The sequence below is a fragment of the Petralouisia sp. genome, assembly GCF_056822245.1.
In genome coordinates this window covers 64,239-87,905 of the sequence record NZ_JBQIOP010000008.1, presented here as the reverse complement: position 1 = coordinate 87,905, position 23,667 = coordinate 64,239, and the positions used below count along the sequence as shown (strand labels likewise).

Genomic DNA, 23,667 nt, shown 5'->3' with positions numbered 1-23,667 from the left:
ATTCCCAAAGAATTGTCAATTAAAGAATGTATGCGTTCTGCCGATATAGAAAACAGATGCTTTATGGACGTAAGGCAGGGATATTCCAAAAGCATTTTATTGGAATATCCCTCTCCAGGCTACTTTTCCGCGGGCATATATTTATTCAGGTATGTCTCTACTGCGTTCATATACTGCTCGTACAGTTTATTGTCATTTTGAAGGCCATGCCCTGAATGGGGCATCTCAAAATACTGATAATCCACGCCGTTTTCCTTTAAGGCGTTTACGAGATGCGCAACAGTCTTAAACGGGCACACACGATCCTGCGCGCCGTAAGCAATGACACTCGGTACAGAATTTTTGTCAATCCACATGAATGCGGAGATTGGTTTTATCAGTTCGTCATAGTTCTCTGTGTCAATGAGCTCCGCATCTATTTCACTTCCAAGCATTACGCTGAATAATGCTGCCGCCGATTTTCTGCTTTCATCGGTATCCAGATCCAGTCCATATGAACCCCAGTCAGAACGGTAAAAGCTGGACGGTCCCACTGCTTCAAACATCATTTTTACCGGTACGGGAGAATCCTTTGCGTCTCTGTAGGCGTAGAGCATGGCAAGCGTACCCCCTGCCGAACCGCCTGATACTGCCATTTTATTTATATGGTATCCGAGCCTTTCTGCTTCTTTCACTACCTCTGGCACAGCCTCTTTGATTTCCAATGACTGTGAATACACGCTTTTGCCGTTTTCATCGGTACGCAGGGTGTAGTTAATTCCTGCCGCAAGATAACCTTTGGAGCACAGCCATGCAAGCATGTCTGCATCGTCCGCTTTATCCCCCTGTGTAAACCCGCCTGCATGGAGATAAACCACCAGGCCGCAGTTTTCTTTGCCTGCATCTGCGGGAATATACAAGTCAAACTTGTTGGCTTTACCGTCTCCATAAGGAATATCTTTATAAACCTTTCCTATTTTATCGGTCATTGAAACGGAATATTTTTTTGCCCAAGACGGTTTAACTGCAATCTTTGAAATAACTCCAATTCCAAAAGAAATAAGAAACGTCAATATACAGATAACGGAAAACATTCTTCTGTCTCTCTTTTTTTTGGTTTTCATAATTACCTCCATCATGCTCAGCCTGCCGTTCGGCGGGCCGCATGGCCATCCTTGCTATGGAAGCCAGGGGCTTTCATAGGAAATTTCCTCCGAACATTGTTCCTCCGACTAAGAAGTTTAAAAATCCCCGGACTGCCAGCCGTCCTGAAACAAAGGCGATAATCATGACTGCAAGCAGTATAAGCAGCCGTTTTTGTGTGAGTGTCATGTGATGGACTCCTTTCTGCATTTGTTATTGAAATTTGTATGTTCTTATGCTATTATTTTTGTGAAACAAATGATTTGTCGATATGATTGTATCAGCAGATTTTCTTGATGTCAATGGGAGGCAGGAAAATGAGACAAACATCGAACTATGTATCACCGATGAGTAACGAAGGGCGCAACGCCTATGTGATCGGGCATTTAACAGAATCGCTTCTGGCTTTATTGGAAAACAAAGGGATTGAGGATATTTCCATCAGTGAATTATGTGAAAATGCAGGCGTTGGACGGGCTTCTTTTTATCGGAATTTCAACAGTAAGGAAGATATTCTGAGAGTGTATGTGAATCAGTTGTTTGACGTATGGAAAAAAGACTGGGAGAAAAATAACAGCCGCCCTCTTAGTTCCGGCATCGGCATGATATTCGGGCATTTTGAACAGCATAGAGCTTTTTACCATCTTTTGAATGAACGCCGCCTGATTTATTTGCTGAAAGATGCTATTTTGGACATTATGGAATTAAAGCCGGATTTGCCGAAAAACGAAGTCTATGCGAAAGCATTTGCTGCGTATAGCCTGTATGGCTGGATTGAGGTATGGTTTCAGAGAGGGATGCAGGAATCAGCAGAAGAAATGAAGCGGCTATTCCAGAATCAAGGGCTGTAAGTTAGGAGGAAACTGACATGATGACAATGAAAGACGCAATGGCGGCAAGGCATACAGTCCGTAAATACACAGACCGGCCCATACCGGGGAAAATCATTTCTCTGCTGAATGAAAGAATTGCAGAGAATAACAGGAAATTTCAGCTTGCAATGAAGCTGAATACCAACGACGCTTCTGCGTTTCCTGCTGTGATTAAATTAGTGCTGGCAAAGGGCGTGAGAAATTATATTGTTCTGGCAGGGCCGGACACTCCGGAGCTGGATGAAAAACTGGGATACGCGGGAGCGGATTTGATGCTGTATGCCCAGACCCTGGGACTGAATTCCTGGTGGGTGGGAGGAACCTTTAACAGAAACAAGTTAAAGGCCGCGGCCGGAAGAAATAAAGTAATCGGCGTGATTGCAGCAGGATACGGAGCCGGTCAGGGAACGCCCCATAAATCTAAAAAGCCGGAAGATACGGCGGTTTATGAAGGTGAAACTCCAAACTGGTTCAGGGCCGGCGTGGATGCCGCTTTGCTTGCGCCTACGGCTTTGAATAAACAGGCATTTTCCATTCGGGGAACAGGAAGTAAAGTGAAAATCACCTGTGAAAACGGCATCTTTTCAAACACAGATTTGGGGATTGTAAAATATCACTTTGAATTGGGAGCAGGAATTGAAAATTTCCAGTGGGAAATTTGAAAATAAGAAATCACACAGATAACAGGAGGAACACATGAAAATAGAACATATCGCTATGTACGTGAATGATTTAGAAGCAGCCAGAGAATTTTTTACCAGATACTTTGATGCAGTATCGGGTGATGGATACCACAACGAAAAGACAGGGTTTCGATCTTATTTCCTGTCCTTTGAGGACGGCGCGAGACTGGAAATTATGAAAAAACCCCAAATGGACGACTGTGAGAAAACGCCTGCAAGAACCGGCTATATCCATCTTGCCCTTTCGGCGGGCAGTAAAGAAAAGGTGGACGAGCTGACGCAAACGCTGAAAGAAAACGGATATGAGGTGCTCAGCGGGCCAAGAACAACCGGAGACGGATATTATGAGAGCTGCATTGTCGGAATTGAGGGCAATCAGATCGAGATAACCGTTTGATTTAATGGTTAATTTGTAATCTTTGATATTGATATAAGATAAGGATAAAATTTTGAATAAAGGCATATTGAAAAACATTTTTGCATATGCTATAATGCCAATAGGCAAAAAGAAATGAAAAGTCCACGTCGACGAAAGAATGAATCCCTAAACTGTATGGCCGTACAGTTTAGGGATTCTTCTTTGCTTTTATACTGGCAAAGCTCCCAGTAGGTTATTTGTTGCCCTTGTCATCGCTGTCTAACCATTTGATGATGTAGTGGCAAGCTACACCAGCCGCAACAGCGATAAAGAAAGAAATGAAGAATTCCAACGCCGACACCTCTTTTCTGTTGCCAGGTTTCGGTGAGCAACGTAAAAATTATAACATATTGTTTGATATTACTCTATTCTTAATTTAAATCCCCTGTGTATCAAGTTGAATTTCAGCTGCACAGGGGAAAATTATCAAATTCAGCAGGAAAACTGGTGTCATTTTTCACAAAATTGGTATTTGAAAGAGAACCAATTAATCAAAAAAGAGAACCAAATCAACAATTTATATACAGGCGAGATATAGGAAACCCCAGAAATCATCAGGGGTTTATGCAAATTTACTAATAAAATTTGATGTGGTATAGTAATTCCAAAAATTGGTATTGCAATATCTGAAACTTGTGGTACAATAAAATCAATAAGTGGATTACTTAGAGAACCAAATAAACAAAAAGGGAGGAATGTCCGTGGAAAAAGATATGAGATATTACGTGGAAATCTCAGGCCGGAAAATGGAAGAAAATCTGAAAGGGCGGCAGGAACTGCTGTCAGAACTTACCAGTCTGTACCGGCAGAGCGAAAAGAAAGATATCTGCATCATTGCTTCCGGTTCGTCTCTGAACGGGGCAATGGCCGCAGAAAGTTTTATCAGGAAATATTCCGGAGGCAGGACGCTGATTCTAAGCTCCTCGGAATATCTGGATTACCGGAGGGAAGAAGCGGGAAACTATTTCTGTATTGCGGTTTCTCAGAGCGGCTGCAGCACCAATACCATTCAGGCAGTAAAGAGAATGAGGGAGGATGGGGTTCCTGCAATTGCGCTGACCGGAAACCGGGAAGGGAAGCTGAAGGATTATGCAGAGCATTTGTTGGAATATGGAGTGGGAAATGAAGCGGTTGACTATGTGACTCTGGGGTTTTCTGTCCTGATGGAATATCTGATGCTGTTTGCGTTAGAGGCGGGAAGGCTTAACGGCAGACTGACAGATGAAACATATCAGGAGCTTTTGGAGGAACTGAGAATGGGCTGCCAGGCAAACAGTGAGATGTACCGGCAGGCAGAAGCATTTACCGGCAAATATTTCAGGGAATTTCTGGAAATGAAAAAGGTTATAATCATCAGTGACGGAGCAAACATGGCAGTAGCCAGGGAAGCGGCGCTGAAATTTGGAGAGACTTTAAAAATTCCTGCACTGTATTACGAAAGTGAAGAGTATATTCATGGGCCGAATATGCAGCTTACGCCGGATTATGCAGTATTTTTTATTGATTTCAATGAAAAACATAACCGGATGCAGGAAATCTTTGCGGCAACCGGACTGGTGACAGATAATATTTATCTGGTTACCAATAAGGAAATAAAAGTTCCGGAGCAAACGTGTATCTGCGGCGGCAGCGGAGTATCTGAGCCGGCCGGTAAAAAGAAACTGACAGAACGGGTGTGCAGCGTAAAGAGCCGAATCAGAAATGAAATAACTCCCTTGTTTACTGCAGTGCTGTTTCAATATATTGCAGCAGTGGTGACAAAAGAAAAGAACCAGTTCAGGTGCCATCCGCTGTTTGAAAAATTTGAAGAAAAAATCCATTGCAAAACAGAGAATTATAAGGAAATAATGAAAGCAAAAGAAGAAAATAACTTTTCGGAATCTCAATGAATGAGATACCAACTGAAATTTGACAACTGAATATCGTGCAGGAAAAGAAATTTGAGAAAAATGGACATAAACATTGGACATAGCTGGTACTATGCCTTGAAAAATCTTATGGAATCGCTTAAGATATCAATATTAGGCGGCTAATCCTAATAATGATTCCTGAAATGCCTTAGTCGATGGCATTTCCCAGGCATCAAGATGTTGGAGCATCATGATGCCGTAGAGGCGGCAGTACCACATTTTTGTAGAGCGGTGCCTGCCGTCTTCTAATTTATAGTCCTCTTTCTCACGCTTGTTGGAGCGTTCCACAGAAGTTCTCGCGCCGTATTCCTTTTCCCATGCTTTACTGTTTCTTGGCGGTATGTTAAATAACCTTGGATTATCATCCGTAAAGATATGTACGGTTCTGCCATATTTTGCGGGTGAACAGGGATGTTCACAGAAGCAGCCGCGTTTTCGGTTAGACTTCGGACACCGGTATTTCGCCCGGTGTTTGGCAGCCTCATATCCATCTTTGTGCATACGTAAGCCCTGTTTACAGATTGGGACACCATCACCATCAATGGTGAAATCATCCTTATAAGTGAAATGTCCGGTATGTCCAGGGTTGAGGTCAATAAAAGGAGTGATATTTTCCCGTCTGCAGTATTCATAAACAGCGTAAGCGTCATGGGCAGAATCCAGAAGGAGTTTTTCAATATGGAACTCAGGAAGATAAGCTTTCATCGTGAAAAAGGAATGGAGAAAGGAAAGCATATCATGCCGGGAAGCCCGCTCTAAAATAGGGAAAACAGGAAGGTCACTGTAGGAATCGGAAGCCACATACATGTAGAGGTGGTAACCGAAAAAATAGCATTCCCGGTGGGAATCCCAGCCCCAGTTGCAATCGGGCTGGGAATAATGACGTTTACAGCCGCAGGAAGAACAGCCCTTTTCTTTACAGTCACAGATCCGTTTTTTCCGCTGCTGGGCGGCAGTCCGGACGGGAGTGCCGTCACCGGCAAGAGCCAGATGATGTGGATCGATCAAGCCATTGCGGATGGAACGGTCCAAGAACTGCTGCTGATAAAGCCGGAAAATGAGGAAAAAGGGATTCTCAGGCTTTAAGTGCCAGCGTTCCAGCAGGGGAAGAAGTTTTGAAGCAGTGCTGGAAGAATCGCAGGGAGTCTTATCGCCTTTCTTCTTCCCCCTGGGAGTTTTCTTCATCTTAGGGAAGCGGTCTTTCGGGGAAAGGTTATTGGAGTCATACTGCCAGATGCGGGAAAAGAAATCATAAAAAGTACCGACACCAGGGGTATCACCGAAAGAGAAACCGCTGAGGATGGCATAAAGGGGAGTTTCTTTGAGCATACGGCACCAGACAGTGATTGAAGTTACTTTCAGCTTCAAGGCAAGCAGGTAAGAACGCAGCATACAGGAAGGGAGCCTTGGTTCAGGGCCAAAAACAGAGTAGCACTCCTGCATGATGGAATCTGTCTGGGAAAGATCCAGATACCAGAACTGCACGATATAATCCCAGGTGCTTTTAGAAAGCACGAAGGGATCAGGATAAAATTTCAGAAAATCGGATACGAAAGTATCCTGATAGTCGGCATGGCCGCCAGGATTAGTAGGTAACAAAGAAATCGCCTCCAGTCGATTGAAATAAAATATAATCAATCGGCTTCGCCGCAAATTTTGAGCGATTTGTCAAGCGTTTTTTGAAAAAAAGTGGGTGATTTTTTGAGATAGGGGTCTGAAAGCCTTATAAAATCAAGGGTAAAGATTCCGAGAAGTTATGAAAAAGCAAAGGAGGAAAAAGATGCGTAAGTATGTAATTGCAACCCATGGCAGAATGGCCGGGGGAATCCGCTCTACAGCGGAACTGATTGCAGGGCCCCAGGAGAATTTAATCTGTATCAATGCCTACACCGAAGAGTGCCGGGACCCAATGCCGGAATTCAAAAAAATCCTGGAAGAATTTCCGGAGGAGGAAATTGTAATTATGACAGACTTGATGGGCGGCAGCGTCAACAGCAATGCGCTGATGCTGACGGGGGAGAAGCGGGTGCATGTCATCACGGGAATTTCTCTGGCGCTGGTATTGGGGATGCTGCTGTCAGACCCGGCGGCAGACACAAAAACTGCGATTGAAGAAGCGCTGCAGGAAGCCAGGGCGGGCATGATTTACTGTGAAAATCCAGGGGAAGGAGAACTGGAAGAGGATGATTTTTAACTTACGAAACAACGGGAGCAAAGGGGTGCAGAGAGAAAGCGTCAAGGAACAGTGAATTGGAAAAAGGAGGACAAAAGTATGGTTAAAGCAACACGAGTGGATTACCGGTTGTTACATGGACAAGTGGCAGTTTCCTGGACGGCGGCCCTTGGGGCGGATTGCCTCTTACTGGTCAGCGATACGGTGAAAAACGATCCGATGCGGATGAATGCGTTAAAACTTGCAAAACCGGCCGGGGTAAAAGTAGTTGTCAAGAACACAGAGGAAGCGGTGGAAGCGCTGCAAAGCGGGGTGACAGAGAAATACAAGCTGTTTATTATCTGTGAAACTCTGGAGATTGCCGGAAAAATTATGGAAGCTGCCGGAGAAAAAGAACTGAATATCGGCAATACACCATACCGGGAAGGAACGAAGCAGTACGGCAAGAGCGCCCATCTGCTTCCGGCGGAAGAAGAACTGGTAAAAGATATGCTTGGAAAAGGATGGGATTTATTTATCCAGATGGTTCCTACGGAGAAAAAGCTCAAGTGTGAAGGGCTGTTTTAACCGCAGATGAAGAGGAGGACAAGGAATGATTATAAAAACGATATTGATATTCCTGATCGGCCTGCTTGGCTATTCCGAGTGGCTCACCGGAACCAGCTATCTGCAGCGGCCCATCGTGTTAGGCCCGCTGGTGGGGCTTGTGCTTGGAGATATGCAGGCAGGAATTATCATGGGCGCAACGTTGGAGCTTGCAATGATCGGGGCGATTTCCGTTGGGGCTTATAATCCGCCGGATTTGATTTCGGGAACGGTGCTTGGAGTATCTTTGGCAATTCAGGCCGGAGCTGGGCCGGAGGCTGCGCTGACTCTGGGGATTCCCATTGCAACGGTGATGCTTGCGGTGAATACGGGACTGGGACAGCCGCTGATGCTTTTGTTTATTCATAAATGCGACCAGGATGCGGACAACTGCAATGTGAAAGCGTTTACCAGAGATATGCTGATAGCCGGATATATGCAGAATATCTGGGGAATTATCTGCATTCCCATTGCCTTTTATTTCGGGGCAGATGCAGTAACTAAGGTGCTTGGGGGAATCCCGGAATTTGTGCAGACCGGCATGGATATCACGGCAGCGCTGCTTCCCGCCCTTGGATTTGCAATGCTGGCACAGACTATGATGAATAAGAAAGTGGCCCCGTTTTTCTTTATTGGATTCTTTCTCGTGGCATATCTGGGCATAACTACCACGGGAGTGGCAATTTTTTCCATCTGCCTGGTGCTGATAATGGTGATGTTCGGGATGATTGGGCCGAAACCGGCGGCAGCTTCTGCAGAGGATGAATCGGGAGGTGATTTTGATGAGTTTTAGCATACACAGCGATTATAAAAATAAACTGACCAAACAGGATCTGAAAAAAGTGTTCTGGCGGTCTATCCCTTATGAGCATTCCTGGAACTATGAGCGAATGGGAAACGTGGGATTTGCCTTTGCAATGCTTCCGATTTTGAAGAAATTGTATCCGGACAAAGAGGATTTGTCCAGCGCCATGAAACGGCACCTGACGGTTTACAATATTACGCCTTATATCAGTACATTTCCCATGGGAATCAGTGCGGCCATGGAGGAGGCCAATGCCACCCAGGAGGATTTTGACGAGGAAGCAATCAGTGATGTAAAAACGGCGCTGATGGGTCCTCTGTCCGGCATCGGGGATGCATTTTTCTGGGGGACTCTCAGGGTTATTGCCACAGGAATCGGATGCGCCCTTGCCATGAAAGGCAATCTTCTGGGGCCGATTCTCTTCCTGTTAGCCTTTAACGTTCCCCATTATATTCTCCGGTATCTGGGCACTTTTCTGGGGTATAAGCTGGGCAGTGAATCCATTGCCAGGCTTACGTCCTCCGGTCTGATGAACAGCGTGATGGAAGCGGCTTCCATTGTGGGCATGATGGTGGTGGGCGCCATGACCATGGAAATGACCTCCATCAATTTTATCACCCGGATAGGAAGCGGGGAAGAGGCTTCTACCCTTCAGGATGTCCTGACCGGAATTTTCCCGGGACTTCCGGTACTGGCTCTGTTTGGAGGAGTTTACTGGATGCTGAAGAAGAAAATAAACCCGCTGCTGATCATGCTGATTCTTCTGGCCTTCGGCATAGCAGGAGCAGGGCTTGGATTTTTGGGCATATAAGAAAATGGCATGAAACGGCCAGTCAGCAATTGAAACATTGAAATTTAATAAAAATACATAAAAACAGGAGGATAAGAATATGGCAATGAGAAATTTCAAACTGGAAAAATATCTGCAGGACGGAGAAAAAACCTACGCATTAAGAGGAGAAATTGAAAAAGTAGTGGATGAACTGACGGCAAAGGAATATGACAGCGTTTGCATGTTGGGAATCGGCGGCACCTGGGCCGAGTGGTATCCGGTAATTGAAGTGGCAAAGAAATACACAGATTTCCCCATTTATCTTGAGAATGCGGCGGAATTCATGATTAAGGACAAAAAGCACCTTTCCGACAAGACATTATTTTTTACCTCATCGGCGTCCGGAGATACCAAGGAAATTTTGGATGCAGTTAAATTGTGCAGGAGCAATGGATGGAAAGTTTATGGATTTACCAAAGATTCCACCACGCCTTTAGCGGAACTTTTGACAGATCCCATTTACAATGCCTGCGGAGACTGTGAGCATTCCTATCTGATTTACTATTTTGTCATGCTGCGGATTTTAAAGAACAGAGGAGAATTCCCTCAGTATGACAGATGGGCCGACCAGATGAAAAATATTTTTAAGGTGTTGGTGCAGGTGAGGGAGCAGTTTGAGCCCCAGGCGGCAGAAATTGCAAAAAACTATGCCCATGAGCCCTACACCATGTTTACCGGTTCCGGCGTTCTCTGGGGAGAAACCTATCTGTTTACCATGTGCATTTTAGAAGAAATGCAGTGGGTGAGAACCAAGGCGGTAACTTCGGCAGATTTCTTCCATGGGCCGTTGGAGCTGGTGGACGACCGGGTTCCGGTATTTGTGATTATCGGAGAAGATGAGTACCGTTCTTTGGATGAACGGGTGGAGCGGTTTGTGAAAAAACACACCAAAAAGCATGTAATTATCGACACCAAAGACTTTCCGCTGGAAGGAATTGACGATGAATTCCGGGTTCTCTGTTCCCCCATGATTATTACGGCAATCCTGACAGAGCGTTTGGCGATCCACTATGAGCTGAATACCGGACACAGCCTGGAATTCAGAAGGTACTACCGTCAGTTTGCATATTAAAATGATAAAAGCAGTTATTTTAACGCGGACGGCGTGCTCATGGACGGTGAGCCGGTGTAAATTGTAAAAGGGGACTGCTGCAAAACAAAGTTTTTTTCCTGTTTTGCGGCAGCCCCTTTTGGGTTGTTTTTTGCAGCAGCGGATGCAGAGGACGGCATTTTAATTTAGAATGGATTCAAAACCCTTGTGAAATCTGGTACGTTTTTTGGCAAAACAGGTTGTCAAAGAGAACCAAATCTGGTATATTGATTTCAACAGGGAGGAAAAAGGGATATGAAGTTGCTGAACAAGGATGAATTTCTTGCCAATGAACTGAAATTTTATTTTATTCAGGAAAAATTAAAAGAAGGGGATAAGCTGCCCTCAGAGCGGGAACTGGCAGAAAAATACGGCGTCCAGAGGGTTACGGTGCGCTCCGCCTATCAGATATTAGAGGAAGAGGGGATTATTGAAAACCGAACCAGAAGCGGCCGTTATATGGGCCATGGGCGCATCCGCACGGATTTGTGCCAGATTCAGTCTTTCAGTGAGAAAGCTCAGGATTTAGGCATGGATAAGGAAAACAAGCTGCTGGCTTTTGAACTTGTGGAGGTAGACAAGCGCCTGTCTAAGAAAATGAAGCTGCCCATTGGAACCGTTCTAAATAAGATTACAAGAGTCCGCAGCGTCCGAAGGGGGAATGAGATGTTCCCGGTGGCCATTGAGTATGCCTATATTCCGGAAGAAATGGCGGGAAAATTGATGAAGTATGATCTGGAGGAGCGTTCCCTGTTTCAGATTTTATCCGAGGAATACGGCCGGGTTCCCAAACGGGAGGAACAGGTGGTAGAGATTGTATATGCCGATGAATTTGAAGCGAAAACGCTGCAGGTGGATCAGCGGACTACACTGGTGATGAAAGAAGGCATTACCTATGACGACCAGGGCAATATCCTGCAGTTTCTCCATACGGTGATGAATAAGGACTGGGTGGCTTTCGAACAGGGGAATGACAGGATTCAGAAGAAAATGGAACAGGCAGCCCGGGGATTTGCCGAATGTATGGAAGTGTGAGATTGGAAGCTCAGGGAATTAAAAGAGGTGGCATATGGATTACAGAATGCCTTTGTATATACAGATTCAGGACATTATTGTAAAAAAAATCGAAGAGCGAAGTTTTCTTCCCGGGGAAATGATTCCCAGTGAGCGGAAGATGGCGGAGACTTACGGCGTCAACCGGATGACGGTAAAGCGTGCAGTGGGAAAACTGGTGGAAGAGGGGTATCTGGTGCGGAAACCCGGTTCCGGTACTTATGTGGCAAAGCGTGACAGTAAGAAAATTGATTATAATGATGCTTTACAGGGAAGCAATGTGGGCATTACCGCCATGTTTAAACAAATGGGCGTGGAGCTGACAAATCAGGTGCTGGGAAGCGGAGAAATCTGCGGCAGCAGGTTTTTGAATTACCAACTGGGGCTATCTGAACAGCAGCCTGTCTGGGGGCTGCACCGTGTCCGTCTGGGAGACGGATCGCTGTTTGCGGTGGAATATACTTATCTGCCCAGACATTATTTTGAAGATGTGGAGAAAATGGATTTTGGAAAAGTGTCGCTGTATGACTATATGGATGCCAAGGGGCATCTGCCCATTCATTTTACCATCCGGCTTATTGTCTGCAGCGCCGGCGGAAAGGTGGCGGAACATCTTAAGGTGAAGCGGGGGACGGCAGTGTATATGCTGGAATATCAGGGAGCAGATAAAGATTATAATATTGTGGAGTATACCAGAAGTTATATGAATCCGGCCTTTGCAGAATATCGGTATAATGCGGAAGGAAAATAGCGGATGGCTGCAAAATATCGGTATAATGCGGAAAGAAAATAGCGGATGGCTGCAGAATGCCGGTATAATGGGGAAGAAAAATCACAGACGGCTGCAGAGTATCAGTATAAGCAGGAATGGGAAACAGCAGGCAGAAGGCAGAAAAGCTGTTTCCCATTTTTCAGATTCAGACATTTTTGTAAAGCACATAATAATCAGAATCAGCATTTTCCATCATCTGGGAAAACCACTGCTTTGCATCATCTAACGCCCTGTTATATATGATGGGCGCCAAATGCTGCTCAAATAACTCAAGGAGCTGCATTTGCTCAATCATGCCGATTTCTTCTCCCCGCTGATCCAGGTAGAATGCTTTGATTTCTTCGTTCAGCTTTTTCTTTTGCGCTTCAGACAGTTTGATCTGTCTGAGGGATTCTCTTCTTTTCATGGCCGCAGACTCCTTTTGCATGAAATTTCAAACATGGTTTACAGTAAAAAAGTTTCTAAATCGTCCGGAACATAGAGATTTCCGTGGAAATACCTGCTTCCTTCTTCCTGGTACAATTTTTTCCGCTCCGGCAGGCTGCTGTCCTCTGCGTGATAGAGAATCAGGTTGCGGACGCCAAGCTGTTCTGCCGTTTCGCAGGCGTCTTTGACGGTGGAATGGTGTTTTTCGTAAGGGGAAAACAGCTCTGCCTGCCCATACAGGCAAAAGGCTTCATGGAGCAGCCATGCGCTGTTTTCGGCATATTTCTTTTCGCAGGGGCGGTAAGGCTCGTCGCCGCAGCAGGTGAGTTTCTCTCCTGTTCCCAGATCCATGGAAAAGCCGAATTGTTTTTCTTTTACGGACTGGATATCGAAAAAAGTTACGGTTCTGTCCAAGATTGGCCGGCTCTCCCCGTCTGATACAGGGAAAAAGCAGAAGCGTTCTTCCATTATTTTCCGCTGCTTTTTTAAAAGAAGTTTCTGCAGCAAATCCCGGATCAGGGCGATGGCTTCTTCATGGGCGTAAAGATTCAGTTTTCCGGTGTATTCGCCTTTTATCATCTGCTGACAGATGGCGCGGGACACCCAGATTATGCCGAGCAGGTGGTCAATGTGCTTATGGGTGATAAAGATATCATGAATCTGGGCAGGCGGGAAGCCGGCCAGCTTTAACTGGCGCAGAACAGCATTTCCGCCTCCGCCGTCCACTAAAAAGCATTGGTTCTGTTCACTGATTGCAAAGCATGTATTGTAACATTCCGTTACCATTGCGTGTCCTGTTCCCAACATGGTAAGTTTCATAAGATTGTCCTTTCCGCTATGGCTGTGATTCTGTTATAAATCTGTTGGTGGACGGCATATGCCTGAAAGGAGCTTGTGTATCATTATGGCTGCTTTACCGCGCCAGTATTTCAACAATTTCCCCTACATACATGGTGTGGAAATTGTTTTCTTCCTTGCCGGAGTACCATTTTTCTTTAATGTCAGGCTTCAGAAAATGGGCTTCTTCAATGGGCACCGCCGCCGCCTTTTTACAGAGCAGGACGAAATTTCCTTCATCTACATATGGAATGTCCTTATAGTAATCTACATTCAAACCGGAGGTTTTAAATTTATCCTCCTGTCTGCCGGATACGATGCCGAAATATTTCAGATCGTTTTTGAATTTCCTGTCAAAAAATGTGCAGGAGAAATATTCTCCGTTGTCAATGAACTCTTTGGTGTATCTGTTTTCACGGACAAAGATAAAGGCAGTATTCTGCCCCCAGAGAACGCCCACTCCTCCCCAGCTTGCCGTCATGCCATTGACTTTTTCCTGATTGCCGGAGGTGATAATCATCCATTCGTCTGCCAGTTTGGTAAAAGGATTGATTTCCAATAAATCAATTGGATAAGGTTGAAACTGATGCATAATAAGTCTCCTTTGCTGTTTACTGAAAACTTTGGTTTCGTATAACATCTTTTCTTATTATATCATAATTAGAATATGCAGAAAAGTTATTAAAATCACATAAATATATAATAAATAGTTATGGAAAATATAAGCCCCGAGAATAATCTTGACAGCCGCAGAAAAAAGTATAATAATTGTTATACTCAAGAGCGTACTTGTCAGGATATTCAGTTTTATGGAACAAGAGGAAGCCCTGTGGGAGAGTGAAAACAGGATGGAGGATATGTTATGGAGATTAAATTTGTAAAAAGAGACGTATTAAAAGAGAAACCCGATCAGAAGAATCTGGGATTTGGCAAATATATGACGGATTATATGTTTGTGATGGACTGGGATCAGGGAATTGGATGGCATGACGCCAGAATTGAGCCTTACGGCCCTATAGAGATCAACCCATCCTGCGTAACGCTGCATTACGCCCAGGAAACCTTTGAGGGACTGAAAGCATACCGTACCAAAGACGGCAGGATTCTTCTGTTCCGTCCGGAAATGAATGCGAAACGGATGATCACTTCCAATGAACGTCTGTGTATGCCGGGATTTCCGGAGGACATGTTTGTGGAAGCCATTGAAGAACTGGTGAAGGTGGAAAAAGACTGGATTCCTTCTGAACCGGAGACTTCCCTGTATATCCGGCCTTTTGTGTTTGCCACAGAGGCTTCTCTGGGAGTGCATCAGGCGATTTCCTATAAATTTATGGTAATCTGCTGTCCGGTAGGCGCTTACTATCCGGAAGGCATCAATCCGGTTAAGATTCTGGTGGAGGATCAACTGGTGCGCGCAGTACAGGGCGGCACCGGCTTTACCAAATGCGGCGGCAATTATGCGGCTTCCATTCTGGGTCAGGTAAGGGCAGAGGAAAAGGGCTGCACCCAGGTGCTCTGGTTAGACGGCGTAAACCGGAAGTATGTGGAAGAAGTAGGCACCATGAACATTATGTTTAAAATCAGCGGGGAAATCTATACGGCTCCCATTGAGGGAACGGTGCTTCCGGGCGTTACCAGAGATTCCATTCTCCATATTTTAAGAGACTGGGGCTATAAAGTGAATGAGACGCATCTTTCTGTCGATGATTTGATGAAGGCCGGACATGACGGCACATTAGAGGAGTCTTTCGGCACAGGAACCGCGGCTGTGATTTCCCCGGTAGGAGAATTTGTCTACAAGGATGATGTTGTCACTGTGAATGATTTCAAGATTGGGGAGCTGACCCAGCGGCTGTATGATTACCTGACCGGAATCCAGTGGGGAAATGAAGAGGACAGGTACGGATGGACCAGAGAGGTAAAATAGGCTTGCGGCCAGAGGCATCCCGGAGGAATTCTTATGAAGGTGAATGATAAAGTCAGCCAATGGGCCATAGAGCTGCAGAGCCTTGCCCAGACCGGCCTGTTCTACAGCAAAGACGTGTACGATACGGAACGGTATCAGCGGATACGGGAAATAGCTGCGGAAATGATGGCGGAGCGGACAGGGCTTTCGGCAGAGAAAGTTTCACATCTGTTTTGTAACGACGTGGGCTATCAGACCCCCAAGGTTGATACCAGAGCGGCTATTTTCAGAGATGGGAAAATACTTTTAGTCCACGAAAGAGACGGAAACTGGTCTGTGCCCGGAGGATGGTGCGATCTGAACCAGTCTCCCATGGAAAATACCGTGAAAGAAGTGAAGGAGGAAGCCGGGCTGGACGTTGCGGTCTGTTCTGTAATTGCAGTGCAGGACAGGGATAAGCACAATGAGCCTCCTTATGCTTACGGAGTAGTCAAGATATTTTATTTGTGCCAGGTTTTGGGAGGAGCTTTTGTGCCCAACAGTGAGACTACAGAGGCGGAATATTTTGCAGAAGAGGAGCTGCCGGAGCTGGCAGAAGAGAAGTGCTGCCGGGAGCAGATACAGATGTGCTTTCAGGCGTATCGGTCGCCGAACTGGATGACGCAATTTGACTGATAGATAGATTACTCCGGCGGTTAAAGATCACAGTAGATTATTTGTCCAAACCTTCATCTGCTGCGAGATTGAACCGCCGGAGTAATAAGTTCCCGTATGGGTTTTGGGCCTGTACGGGATTTTTATGTCTCAGGGAATCGTTTTGCAGTCTGCCCAAAGAACACATGCCAGAGACAGGAGTTTTATATTTATTTAAGAAAAAAGCAGGTCGAAATTAAAGATTTTTTCACAAACAGATGGTATGATATCACAGTAAAATGCAAAATAAATGAAAAGAGGTACCTATGAGAAGAAAAAGAGACGAGTTTGAATATATCAATGAGAAGAAAAAGAAGGGAAATACGCTGGTGCTTACGGTAACAATTTTAGCAGTCTGTTTAAGCGGCATTTTGTATGCATGGAAACTGCAGATGGATGGGAAATACCTTACCTATAATATGGATGGCTATGGGGATTGCAGCACGGCAGACTGGGCATGATGGGGCTGTCGTGGAAGTTACAAAGGCCAGAGATAAATGTATAAAAAAGAGACCGTTGGAGATGGTACTTTTTGCGTGATTTTACATAAACTATAAATAAGTGTAGAAATTCAGAGGTGTTTATGCAGAATCGACAATTGCGGGCAGCGCAAATCAACCATGTGGATAACGGAACCATGCAGGTGCAGGTGACTTCCGCTGTGGGGATGGTTCCGGTGGAGGACGCAAGAGTGACCATTTCCTATACGGGAGATCCGGAGAGTAAGCTGGAGCAGATTTCCACAGACGCAGACGGGCAGTCAGAGGTTCTGACTTTAGCGGCGCCGCCCCTGGAATACAGCATGGAGCCGGAGCAGCCAGTGCAGCCTTATGCGGAATATACGGTGGAGGTGGAGGCCGAGGGCTATCAGCCTGTCAGTATTGAAGGGGTAGATGTGTTTTCCGGGGAATTATCTTTGCAGAATGTAAGGATGGAGCCTTTGGAAGTGTCAGAAGATGAACTGAAAAATATTGTAATTCCCGCCAATACGTTGTTCGGGAATTTTCCGCCTAAAATAGCGGAAGCGGAGATTAAGCCTATAGATGAAAGCGGGGAGATCGTATTAAGCCGGGTGGTCATTCCGGAATATGTGGTAGTCCATGACGGGACGCCGGGGGATTCCACAGCGGGGGATTACTATGTAAAATACAAGGATTATATTAAAAATGTGGCTTCCAGTGAGATTTATGCAACCTGGCCGGACAGTACCATACGGGCCAATATACTGGCGATTATGTCTTTTACATTAAATCGGGTGTATACGGAGTGGTATCGGAACAAAGGCTATGATTTCACCATCACTTCCTCCACCGCCTATGACCACAAATGGGTGTACGGAAGGAATTATTTTGCCAGTATTTCCCGGGTGGTGGATGAGATGTTTACGAATTTCCTTTCCAGGCCCAATGTCAAACAGCCCATTCTGACCCAGTACTGCGACGGCCAGAGAGTCACCTGCCCCAACTGGCTCAGCCAATGGGGTTCCAAATATCTGGGGGATCAGAATTACAGCGCCATAGAAATCCTCCGTTATTATTATGGAAGCAATATGTACATCAATGAAGCAGAAGAGATTTCCGGTATTCCTGCTTCCTGGCCCAGAGAAAATCTCCAGATTGGTTCCAGCGGGGATAAGGTGCGTCAGATGCAGGAGCAGTTAAACCGGATTGCCCAGGTCTATACCTCTATTCCCAGAATTACGGCGGACGGCTCCTTCGGGCCCGCCACGGAACGGGCGGTCAAAAGATTCCAGTCCGTGTTCGGCCTGCCCCAGACAGGGGTAGTGGATTATTCCACCTGGTATAAAATTTCAGAAATTTATGTGGGAGTTACCAGAATTGCAGAGTTAGTATGATAAAAAGTTTGACAAATCCTGGAAAAGAAGGTACAGTAGAAGCACCGAATATGAAAAGTTTACTGTAATACTTAACCGCCAGAGTAATAAGTTACAGAGAGGAGAAAGAAATGGCAGATTTGAAAGGAACCAAAACAGAGAAGAATTTAGAAGCGGCATTTGCCGGAGAATCCATGGCAAGGAATAAGTACACTTATTTTGCAAGCAAAGCCAAAAAAGACGGCTATGTGCAGATTGCCAGTATTTTTGAAGAGACGGCGGCAAATGAGAAAGAACATGCCAAAATGTGGTTTAAGCTGTTAAACGGCGGAGTCGGCACCACCGAAGAGAATTTGAAGGCAGCTGCCGAGGGAGAGAACTTCGAATGGACCGATATGTACGCTCAGTTTGCAAAAGAGGCAAGAGAAGAAGGATTTGATGATATTGCAGAGCTGTTTGAAGGCGTAGCCAAGATAGAGAAAGAGCATGAAGAGAGATACCGCAGACTTTTAGACAACGTAACCGGCAAAAAGGTATTTTCCAAAGATGGAGACGTGATCTGGCAGTGCAGCAACTGCGGGCATATTTGCGTCGGAAAAGAAGCGCCGGAGCAATGTCCGGTTTGCGCTCATCCCCAGTCTTATTTCCAGGTGAAGGCGGAAAACTACTAGAACTGCGAAGGACGTTTTATATTTAGATTCGGACAGAACTACCGGATTGCCCAGCTTGTGTGTCAAAGGGCAGTCCGGTAGTTCTTGTGTGTCGAAATATAGATTGTTTGTGTGTCAAAGGGCAAGTCGGCAGTTCTGTCCGTATCCCAATACAAAACATTCGTTCTGGCGGCAGCCTTAGCTATTTTTATAAAAATACCGGATATTTTCTCCATGCCATGGAATTATGGACAGATTTATTGTAAAATATAAAAAACGAGGCATATGGGGGATGCAGCAGAAATGGAGGATGCCGATGTTAATAGAACTGAATAATGAGATCACAGAATGTCTGTCCAAAACAGAACTGGAAATTGTCCGGTTTATCAATGAAAATGAAGAGAGAATGCCGAAGCTGTCCATTGTTGAAATTGCATTCGACACATTCACTTCCCCGTCCACTGTTTCACGGGCTATACGCAAATGCGGACTCAACGGCTTTAACGAGCTGCGGTACCGCCTGACTGTGAAAGCAGAAGAGAAAGACATTCAGAATATGGGGGAAGTGATGAACAAATCCCTGATTGAAGCCCAGCGGGTGATTGAGCAGATTTCCGTTTCGGGAATTCTGGAGATTATCCAGTATCTTAAAGAAGCCAGCCGGATTTTTGTGTTTGGCCGGGGGCTGACGGAGTATGTGGCGGAGGAATTTACCCTGAAGCTGCAGCTTTTGGATTTTAATGCAGTTTCGGTGCGTGATCCGAATATTATGCGGAATAAGACAAAGCGTTTAAAGGCGGATGAGGCAGTGTTTAACTTTTCTTTAAACGGCATGACCCAGGAGTTGATTGAATCGGCCAAAAACGCCAACCTCTGCGGAGCCAAAGTGCTTACCTGCTGCTGCAATGATCAGTCTCCGCTGTTGGAGCTGTCGGCCGCGAGCCTGGTGGGATACCACCACAGCCATAAGGCCATCAAAGAATTTGAAGTGTCCTCCCGGGTGCCTCTGCAGATCATGGCCCGTCTGATTATTGATTATCTCACTTCTTATGAATAAAAACGCCGCAGTGACGTCATAGTATAAGATAGGAAATAGATGAAAACCGTTTTCAATTTTGGAAAAGATTTTCATCTTTTTTTGATGTAAAATGAACCCATCAAAAAACAGGAGGAGGTAAAAATGCTCTATACATTAACAACAAACCCGGCAATTGATATGAATGTTTCGACACGGGGAATCGTTCCGGGCGCAGTGAACCGTACATTTGATACGGTGTATACCCCAAATGGAAAAGGGTTGAATGTAAGCTTTGTATTAAAGCATTTTGGGGTGGAGTCAAAAATCCTTGGTTTTTTCGGCGGGTTTTCCGGGGATTATATTGTAAGCGAATCCAGGAAAAAGGACATTGAAGTGCTGCCGGTTCTCGTGGAGGATACCACAAGAATCAATATTTTCCTAAATGACGGCGCTCAGGAATTCAAGTTTGTCAACGAAGGCTCCCTGGTAACCGAAGAAAATCAGAAGGAAATGACAGAGCTGCTGAGAAGCCTTAAGGATATGGAATATTTATCCATCAGCGGCAGCCTGCCCAGAGGCATAGGGACGGATTATTACGATGAAATTCTGTCAATTTGCAGAGAAAAGAACGTAAAGGTTATTTTAGACATCAGCGCGCCCAAGCTAAAGGAGCTTTTAGCATACCGGCCCTATTTAATCAAGCCCAACGATGAGGAGCTGAAAGAAATTTTTGGAATCACCGTTTCGGGAGAAGAAAATATCGGAGAAATCATGGACATTTTACATGAAAAGGGAGCGCAGAATGTACTGCTGACCCTTGGAGAACGGGGATCTTATTTCTCCGACGGAAACTTTGTGTATTATGCCAGCGCACAGCCGGTAGAGCTGCGCAGTTCCGCCTGTGCGGGGGATTCTGCCCTTGCTGCGTTTATGAGCGAATGGCTGGAGCATCCGGACCGGGTGGAAGAGGCGCTGAAAAAATCAGCCGCTACCGGAGCCAATGTGGCAGAAAGCGATGCAATCGGAGATTTGAAAAAAGTAGAAACATACAGGAAGAATATTCAGGTCAGAAAGGTGAGATAGAAGGATGGCAAAGAAAATATTAGGCGTAACCGGATGTCCGACCGGAATTGCCCATACGTTTATGGCAGAAGAGGCATTGAAAAAAGCCGCTGCAGAACTGGGATGCGAGATTAAGGTTGAGACTAACGGGGCAATCGGGGTGGAAAATGCCCTGACTGCAAAAGATATTCAGGAAGCAGACGCAATTATTGTGGCATGTGATAAAAATGTGGATTTGGAGCGTTTTAACGGAAAACCGGTTCTGGAGGTTCCGGTTGCAGACGGAATCAGCAAGGCCAAAGACCTGATTCAGAGATGTCTGGACGGAAACGTGCGTGTGAGACAGGGAAGCGGAGCCCAGAGACAGGCGGCTCCCGAAGAAGAATTGTCCATTGGCCGTCAGATTTACAAACATCTGATGAACGGCGTTTCCCATATGCTGCCCCTTGTGGTGGCGGGCGGTGTGCTGACAGCCATTTCATTCCTCTGGGGTATTTATTCCTTTGACCCGGAGTCCAGTCAGTACAACGAAATTGCAGCATTGCTTAAATCCATCGGCGGATATTCCATGGGACTGATGGTTCCGGTTCTGACAGCATTTATCGCCCAGTCCATTTCCGGCAGGCCCGGTATGCTTGCAGGTCTGGTTGCAGGCATGATTGCCTCTGAGACGGGTTCCGGCTTTATCGGCGGTATCATCGGAGGATTCCTGGCAGGTTATTTCGTGCTCTGGCTTATAAAAGTGTTCGGCAAACTGCCCAGACAGTTAGAAGGACTGAAGTCGATTTTTATGATACCCATTGTATCTGTGGGAGCCGTTGGGGCAGTTATGGTATTGCTTGGAAATCCCTGCTCCGCGTTAAACAACATGATGATGGAATTTCTGGCAAATCTGCAGAACTCCAATCCGCTGCTTTTGGGCGTTGTAGTGGGATGCATGTCCGCATTTGACATGGGCGGCCCGGTAAACAAGGCGGCATATGTAACTGGCACCATGCTGTTAGGTCAGGGAAATTATCTGTTTATGGCAGGCGTTTCCGCAGCCTGCATTACCCCGCCGCTGATTATTGCATTGGCAGCCACCTTCTGGAAAAACCGTTTTACCAAAGACGACAGGGTGGCAGGACTGATTAACTATGTATTGGGCTGCACCCATATTACTGAGGGCGCAATTCCTTTTGCAGCAAAAAATCCCCTGAAAGTGCTTCCGGTACTGATGATTGGTTCCTCTGTTTCCGCAGTGCTTTCCTACCTGATGGAAATTGAAGTGCCTGCGCCTCACGGCGGATTCCTGATTCTGGGACTGGTAAATAAACCGCTTCTGTGGGTGGGATGTATCCTGGTCGGCTCTGCCATCGGAGCAGTTCTGTATGTACTGGTAACTCCGAAGGTTGCGGAAGCCGCAGAAGCGTCTGCAGGTTCTTTGGCTGTCTCCGGCGGGAATGCAGGAACTGTAAGCCGGACAGAGGCAAAACCGGCCCAGAGCCTCTATCATGCAAATACAGTGACTCTGCAGGTAAAAGGCAAAACGAAAGACGAAGTAATTGAAGAGATGGCGTCTCTGCTGGAAAAAGACGGAACGCTTACCGATAAAGAAACCTTTAAAAAAGCGATTTATGAAAGAGAAGCTATGTCCACCACAGGAATGGGTATGGGAATTGCAATTCCCCATGCCAAGACAAATGCAGTAAAAATTCCCAGAGTGGCCGTAGGAATTTCCAAGGAAGGATTTGACTTTGCATCTGAGGACGGAGAACCGGCACATCTGGTATTTATGATTGCCACCAATGAAAACGGCGGCGATCTGCATCTGAAAACACTGGCAGAACTGTCCGGCAAACTGATGCATGAAGAATTTACAGACAGTCTGATGAATGCGAAATCCAGAGAGGAAATTGTCCGTCTGTTGGAGAATAAATAAGAGTTCAGGAGGGAATTGCCATGGCATTGGTAACGACAAAACAATTGATGTTAGACGCTCAGAAGGGCGGTTATGCAATCGGTGCATTTAATGTGGAAAATATGGAAATGGTACAGGCGGTCGTGGCAGCGGCAGAGGAGCTTCGTTCACCGGTGATTATGCAGACCACGCCCTCGACCGTAAAATACGCTGACCTTTCTTACTTTTATGCAAATGTAAAGGCAGCGGCAGAGCTGGCAAATGTACCTGTGGTTCTGCACTTAGACCATGGAAACAGTTTTGAACTGGCAATGCGCGCGCTGCGCACAGGCTATACATCCATTATGATTGACGGCTCCCACGACAGCTTTGAACAGAATATCGCAGTGACAAAAGCAGTGGTTGACGCCTGCCATCCATCCCAGGTTCCGGTGGAAGCGGAGCTTGGAAAAGTAGGAGGCAAGGAAGATGATTTGGACGGCGGAGAAGGCGGCGGATACACCGTGCCTTCAGAAGCAGTGGAATTTGTGAATGCCACCGGCATTGATTCCCTGGCAGTTGCCATTGGAACCGCTCACGGCGTTTACAAAGGAACCCCCAAACTGGATGTGGAGCGCTTAAGCGAAATCCGGGAAGTCGTTTCTATCCCCTTGGTGCTTCACGGCACCTCCGGCGTGCCGGATGAGGCAGTCAGAGAATGTATCCGCCGTGGAATCTGCAAAGTCAATTATGCGACGGATTTGCGGATTGCATTTTCCGATGGAGTAAAAGAAGTGCTGAATGAAAATCCGGACACCATTGACCCGAAGAAGTATAATGCCTGCGGAAGAGACAAGGTGAAGGAATACGTAATGGGTAAAATGGAAGTGTGCGGCAGCGTGGGAAAAGCATAATAGATTAGTTTATTACTCCGGCGGTTAAAATTCGTCGACATTTAACCGCCGGAGTAATAACATAGGTACAAATATTCGGGATTGTTCTCCTTTATAAATTTGACAGGCAGCGGAGTTTGTCTCCGGCAAGAAT

General features: G+C 45.9%; 25 protein-coding genes. 20 read left to right on the top strand and 5 right to left on the bottom strand.

From position 1 onward, the window contains the following. Positions 1 to 119: 119 nt before the first annotated feature. On the bottom strand, positions 120 to 1,103 hold the full coding sequence (locus ACTO17_RS05055) for an alpha/beta hydrolase (RefSeq protein ID WP_482557120.1): 984 nt from the start codon (positions 1,101 to 1,103) through the stop codon (positions 120 to 122). 336 nt (positions 1,104 to 1,439) lie between these two features. On the opposite strand from ACTO17_RS05055, the gene ACTO17_RS05050 reads away from it, so the two are divergent. The 4 genes from ACTO17_RS05050 (at position 1,440) to ACTO17_RS05035 (ending at position 4,984) form a co-directional block, all read left to right on the top strand. After that, positions 1,440 to 1,973, top strand: a complete 534-nt coding sequence (locus ACTO17_RS05050) for a TetR/AcrR family transcriptional regulator (RefSeq protein ID WP_172538949.1) — start codon at positions 1,440 to 1,442, stop codon at positions 1,971 to 1,973. A 17-nt stretch (positions 1,974 to 1,990) separates the two neighbouring features. Next, positions 1,991 to 2,656 (top strand): nitroreductase family protein, encoded by a 666-nt coding sequence (locus tag ACTO17_RS05045; RefSeq protein ID WP_482557119.1) that lies wholly within the window; start codon positions 1,991 to 1,993, stop codon positions 2,654 to 2,656. Between the two features lie 34 nt (positions 2,657 to 2,690). Then, entirely contained in the window at positions 2,691 to 3,074 is a 384-nt protein-coding gene (locus ACTO17_RS05040; RefSeq protein ID WP_482557118.1) for a VOC family protein, read from the top strand. Positions 3,075 to 3,796: 722 nt separating this feature from the next. After that, entirely contained in the window at positions 3,797 to 4,984 is a 1,188-nt protein-coding gene (locus tag ACTO17_RS05035; RefSeq protein WP_482557117.1) for an SIS domain-containing protein, read from the top strand. Between the two features lie 132 nt (positions 4,985 to 5,116). Here ACTO17_RS05035 and ACTO17_RS05030 read toward each other — a convergent pair whose 3' ends face one another. Further along, positions 5,117 to 6,604 (bottom strand): hypothetical protein, encoded by a 1,488-nt coding sequence (locus tag ACTO17_RS05030; protein ID WP_482557116.1) that lies wholly within the window; start codon positions 6,602 to 6,604, stop codon positions 5,117 to 5,119. A 181-nt stretch (positions 6,605 to 6,785) separates the two neighbouring features. Here ACTO17_RS05030 and ACTO17_RS05025 point away from each other — a divergent pair, with 181 nt between their 5' ends. The 7 genes from ACTO17_RS05025 (at position 6,786) to ACTO17_RS04995 (ending at position 12,294) form a co-directional block, all read left to right on the top strand. Continuing rightward, positions 6,786 to 7,199, top strand: coding sequence for a PTS sugar transporter subunit IIA (locus tag ACTO17_RS05025; RefSeq protein ID WP_172539033.1), 414 nt, complete (start codon positions 6,786 to 6,788; stop codon positions 7,197 to 7,199). A 78-nt stretch (positions 7,200 to 7,277) separates the two neighbouring features. Continuing rightward, positions 7,278 to 7,745 carry a PTS sugar transporter subunit IIB gene (locus ACTO17_RS05020; RefSeq protein ID WP_172539034.1) on the top strand — a complete coding sequence of 156 codons (468 nt, stop codon included), beginning with the start codon at positions 7,278 to 7,280 and terminating at the stop codon, positions 7,743 to 7,745. A gap of 25 nt (positions 7,746 to 7,770) precedes the next feature. Continuing rightward, entirely contained in the window at positions 7,771 to 8,556 is a 786-nt protein-coding gene (locus tag ACTO17_RS05015) for a PTS mannose/fructose/sorbose/N-acetylgalactosamine transporter subunit IIC (protein WP_172539035.1), read from the top strand. Continuing rightward, positions 8,546 to 9,379, top strand: coding sequence for a PTS system mannose/fructose/sorbose family transporter subunit IID (locus ACTO17_RS05010; protein ID WP_482557115.1), 834 nt, complete (start codon positions 8,546 to 8,548; stop codon positions 9,377 to 9,379). Before ACTO17_RS05015 ends, ACTO17_RS05010 begins: the two co-directional genes overlap by 11 nt. 79 nt (positions 9,380 to 9,458) lie before the next feature. Next, positions 9,459 to 10,472 (top strand): SIS domain-containing protein, encoded by a 1,014-nt coding sequence (locus ACTO17_RS05005; protein ID WP_172539037.1) that lies wholly within the window; start codon positions 9,459 to 9,461, stop codon positions 10,470 to 10,472. Positions 10,473 to 10,745: 273 nt separating this feature from the next. After that, positions 10,746 to 11,525 carry a GntR family transcriptional regulator gene (locus ACTO17_RS05000; protein ID WP_172539038.1) on the top strand — a complete coding sequence of 260 codons (780 nt, stop codon included), beginning with the start codon at positions 10,746 to 10,748 and terminating at the stop codon, positions 11,523 to 11,525. Between the two features lie 34 nt (positions 11,526 to 11,559). Beyond that, on the top strand, positions 11,560 to 12,294 hold the full coding sequence (locus ACTO17_RS04995) for a GntR family transcriptional regulator (protein WP_172539039.1): 735 nt from the start codon (positions 11,560 to 11,562) through the stop codon (positions 12,292 to 12,294). Between the two features lie 166 nt (positions 12,295 to 12,460). On the opposite strand, the gene ACTO17_RS04990 is transcribed toward ACTO17_RS04995, so the two are convergent. The 3 genes from ACTO17_RS04990 to ACTO17_RS04980 form a co-directional block, all read right to left on the bottom strand. Beyond that, positions 12,461 to 12,721 carry a DUF2164 family protein gene (locus ACTO17_RS04990; protein ID WP_482557114.1) on the bottom strand — a complete coding sequence of 87 codons (261 nt, stop codon included), beginning with the start codon at positions 12,719 to 12,721 and terminating at the stop codon, positions 12,461 to 12,463. 38 nt (positions 12,722 to 12,759) lie between these two features. Beyond that, on the bottom strand, positions 12,760 to 13,560 hold the full coding sequence (locus tag ACTO17_RS04985; protein ID WP_482557113.1) for an MBL fold metallo-hydrolase: 801 nt from the start codon (positions 13,558 to 13,560) through the stop codon (positions 12,760 to 12,762). A 94-nt stretch (positions 13,561 to 13,654) separates the two neighbouring features. Continuing rightward, positions 13,655 to 14,170 (bottom strand): flavin reductase, encoded by a 516-nt coding sequence (locus tag ACTO17_RS04980; protein WP_482557112.1) that lies wholly within the window; start codon positions 14,168 to 14,170, stop codon positions 13,655 to 13,657. Positions 14,171 to 14,440: 270 nt separating this feature from the next. On the opposite strand from ACTO17_RS04980, the gene ACTO17_RS04975 reads away from it, so the two are divergent. From ACTO17_RS04975 to fba, 9 genes are all read left to right on the top strand, one after another. After that, positions 14,441 to 15,505: a branched-chain amino acid aminotransferase gene (locus ACTO17_RS04975; RefSeq protein WP_172539043.1), complete on the top strand. Its 1,065-nt coding sequence runs from the start codon at positions 14,441 to 14,443 to the stop codon at positions 15,503 to 15,505. Positions 15,506 to 15,538: 33 nt separating this feature from the next. After that, the gene (locus tag ACTO17_RS04970) at positions 15,539 to 16,159 is read left to right on the top strand and encodes an NUDIX hydrolase N-terminal domain-containing protein (RefSeq protein ID WP_482557111.1); all 621 of its coding nucleotides are present in this window, start codon (positions 15,539 to 15,541) and stop codon (positions 16,157 to 16,159) included. Between the two features lie 284 nt (positions 16,160 to 16,443). Continuing rightward, positions 16,444 to 16,638 (top strand): hypothetical protein, encoded by a 195-nt coding sequence (locus tag ACTO17_RS04965; RefSeq protein ID WP_172539045.1) that lies wholly within the window; start codon positions 16,444 to 16,446, stop codon positions 16,636 to 16,638. Positions 16,639 to 16,760: 122 nt separating this feature from the next. Next, positions 16,761 to 18,032 (top strand): peptidoglycan-binding protein, encoded by a 1,272-nt coding sequence (locus ACTO17_RS04960; protein WP_482557110.1) that lies wholly within the window; start codon positions 16,761 to 16,763, stop codon positions 18,030 to 18,032. Between the two features lie 110 nt (positions 18,033 to 18,142). Then, complete coding sequence (rbr, locus tag ACTO17_RS04955; protein WP_482557109.1) at positions 18,143 to 18,682, top strand: rubrerythrin; 540 nt, start codon at positions 18,143 to 18,145, stop codon at positions 18,680 to 18,682. A 295-nt stretch (positions 18,683 to 18,977) separates the two neighbouring features. Continuing rightward, positions 18,978 to 19,718, top strand: coding sequence for a MurR/RpiR family transcriptional regulator (locus tag ACTO17_RS04950; RefSeq protein WP_482557108.1), 741 nt, complete (start codon positions 18,978 to 18,980; stop codon positions 19,716 to 19,718). A 123-nt stretch (positions 19,719 to 19,841) separates the two neighbouring features. Further along, complete coding sequence (locus ACTO17_RS04945; RefSeq protein ID WP_172538135.1) at positions 19,842 to 20,762, top strand: 1-phosphofructokinase family hexose kinase; 921 nt, start codon at positions 19,842 to 19,844, stop codon at positions 20,760 to 20,762. Positions 20,763 to 20,766: 4 nt separating this feature from the next. Continuing rightward, positions 20,767 to 22,662: a fructose-specific PTS transporter subunit EIIC gene (locus ACTO17_RS04940; protein WP_482557107.1), complete on the top strand. Its 1,896-nt coding sequence runs from the start codon at positions 20,767 to 20,769 to the stop codon at positions 22,660 to 22,662. 20 nt (positions 22,663 to 22,682) lie between these two features. After that, complete coding sequence (gene fba, locus ACTO17_RS04935; protein WP_172536695.1) at positions 22,683 to 23,534, top strand: class II fructose-1,6-bisphosphate aldolase; 852 nt, start codon at positions 22,683 to 22,685, stop codon at positions 23,532 to 23,534. The last annotated feature ends 133 nt before the right edge of the window (positions 23,535 to 23,667 follow it).

Excerpts from the sequence above, each read along its gene's own strand:
- ACTO17_RS05050 (WP_172538949.1), top strand. The coding sequence starts at position 1,440 with ATGAGACAAACATCGAACTATGTATCACCGATGAGTAACGAAGGGCGC.
- ACTO17_RS05025 (WP_172539033.1), top strand. The coding sequence starts at position 6,786 with ATGCGTAAGTATGTAATTGCAACCCATGGCAGAATGGCCGGGGGAATC.
- ACTO17_RS05055 (WP_482557120.1), bottom strand. The coding sequence starts at position 1,103 with ATGAAAACCAAAAAAAAGAGAGACAGAAGAATGTTTTCCGTTATCTGT.
- ACTO17_RS04960 (WP_482557110.1), top strand. The coding sequence starts at position 16,761 with ATGCAGAATCGACAATTGCGGGCAGCGCAAATCAACCATGTGGATAAC.
- ACTO17_RS05015 (WP_172539035.1), top strand. The coding sequence starts at position 7,771 with ATGATTATAAAAACGATATTGATATTCCTGATCGGCCTGCTTGGCTAT.
- ACTO17_RS05005 (WP_172539037.1), top strand. The coding sequence starts at position 9,459 with ATGGCAATGAGAAATTTCAAACTGGAAAAATATCTGCAGGACGGAGAA.
- rbr (WP_482557109.1), top strand. The coding sequence starts at position 18,143 with ATGGCAGATTTGAAAGGAACCAAAACAGAGAAGAATTTAGAAGCGGCA.
- ACTO17_RS04990 (WP_482557114.1), bottom strand. The coding sequence starts at position 12,721 with ATGAAAAGAAGAGAATCCCTCAGACAGATCAAACTGTCTGAAGCGCAA.
- ACTO17_RS04970 (WP_482557111.1), top strand. The coding sequence starts at position 15,539 with ATGAAGGTGAATGATAAAGTCAGCCAATGGGCCATAGAGCTGCAGAGC.
- fba (WP_172536695.1), top strand. The coding sequence starts at position 22,683 with ATGGCATTGGTAACGACAAAACAATTGATGTTAGACGCTCAGAAGGGC.
- ACTO17_RS05045 (WP_482557119.1), top strand. The coding sequence starts at position 1,991 with ATGATGACAATGAAAGACGCAATGGCGGCAAGGCATACAGTCCGTAAA.
- ACTO17_RS04945 (WP_172538135.1), top strand. The coding sequence starts at position 19,842 with ATGCTCTATACATTAACAACAAACCCGGCAATTGATATGAATGTTTCG.
- ACTO17_RS04975 (WP_172539043.1), top strand. The coding sequence starts at position 14,441 with ATGGAGATTAAATTTGTAAAAAGAGACGTATTAAAAGAGAAACCCGAT.
- ACTO17_RS05010 (WP_482557115.1), top strand. The coding sequence starts at position 8,546 with ATGAGTTTTAGCATACACAGCGATTATAAAAATAAACTGACCAAACAG.
- ACTO17_RS04985 (WP_482557113.1), bottom strand. The coding sequence starts at position 13,560 with ATGAAACTTACCATGTTGGGAACAGGACACGCAATGGTAACGGAATGT.
- ACTO17_RS04965 (WP_172539045.1), top strand. The coding sequence starts at position 16,444 with ATGAGAAGAAAAAGAGACGAGTTTGAATATATCAATGAGAAGAAAAAG.
- ACTO17_RS04940 (WP_482557107.1), top strand. The coding sequence starts at position 20,767 with ATGGCAAAGAAAATATTAGGCGTAACCGGATGTCCGACCGGAATTGCC.
- ACTO17_RS04995 (WP_172539039.1), top strand. The coding sequence starts at position 11,560 with ATGGATTACAGAATGCCTTTGTATATACAGATTCAGGACATTATTGTA.
- ACTO17_RS05020 (WP_172539034.1), top strand. The coding sequence starts at position 7,278 with ATGGTTAAAGCAACACGAGTGGATTACCGGTTGTTACATGGACAAGTG.
- ACTO17_RS05040 (WP_482557118.1), top strand. The coding sequence starts at position 2,691 with ATGAAAATAGAACATATCGCTATGTACGTGAATGATTTAGAAGCAGCC.
- ACTO17_RS04980 (WP_482557112.1), bottom strand. The coding sequence starts at position 14,170 with ATGCATCAGTTTCAACCTTATCCAATTGATTTATTGGAAATCAATCCT.
- ACTO17_RS05000 (WP_172539038.1), top strand. The coding sequence starts at position 10,746 with ATGAAGTTGCTGAACAAGGATGAATTTCTTGCCAATGAACTGAAATTT.
- ACTO17_RS04950 (WP_482557108.1), top strand. The coding sequence starts at position 18,978 with ATGTTAATAGAACTGAATAATGAGATCACAGAATGTCTGTCCAAAACA.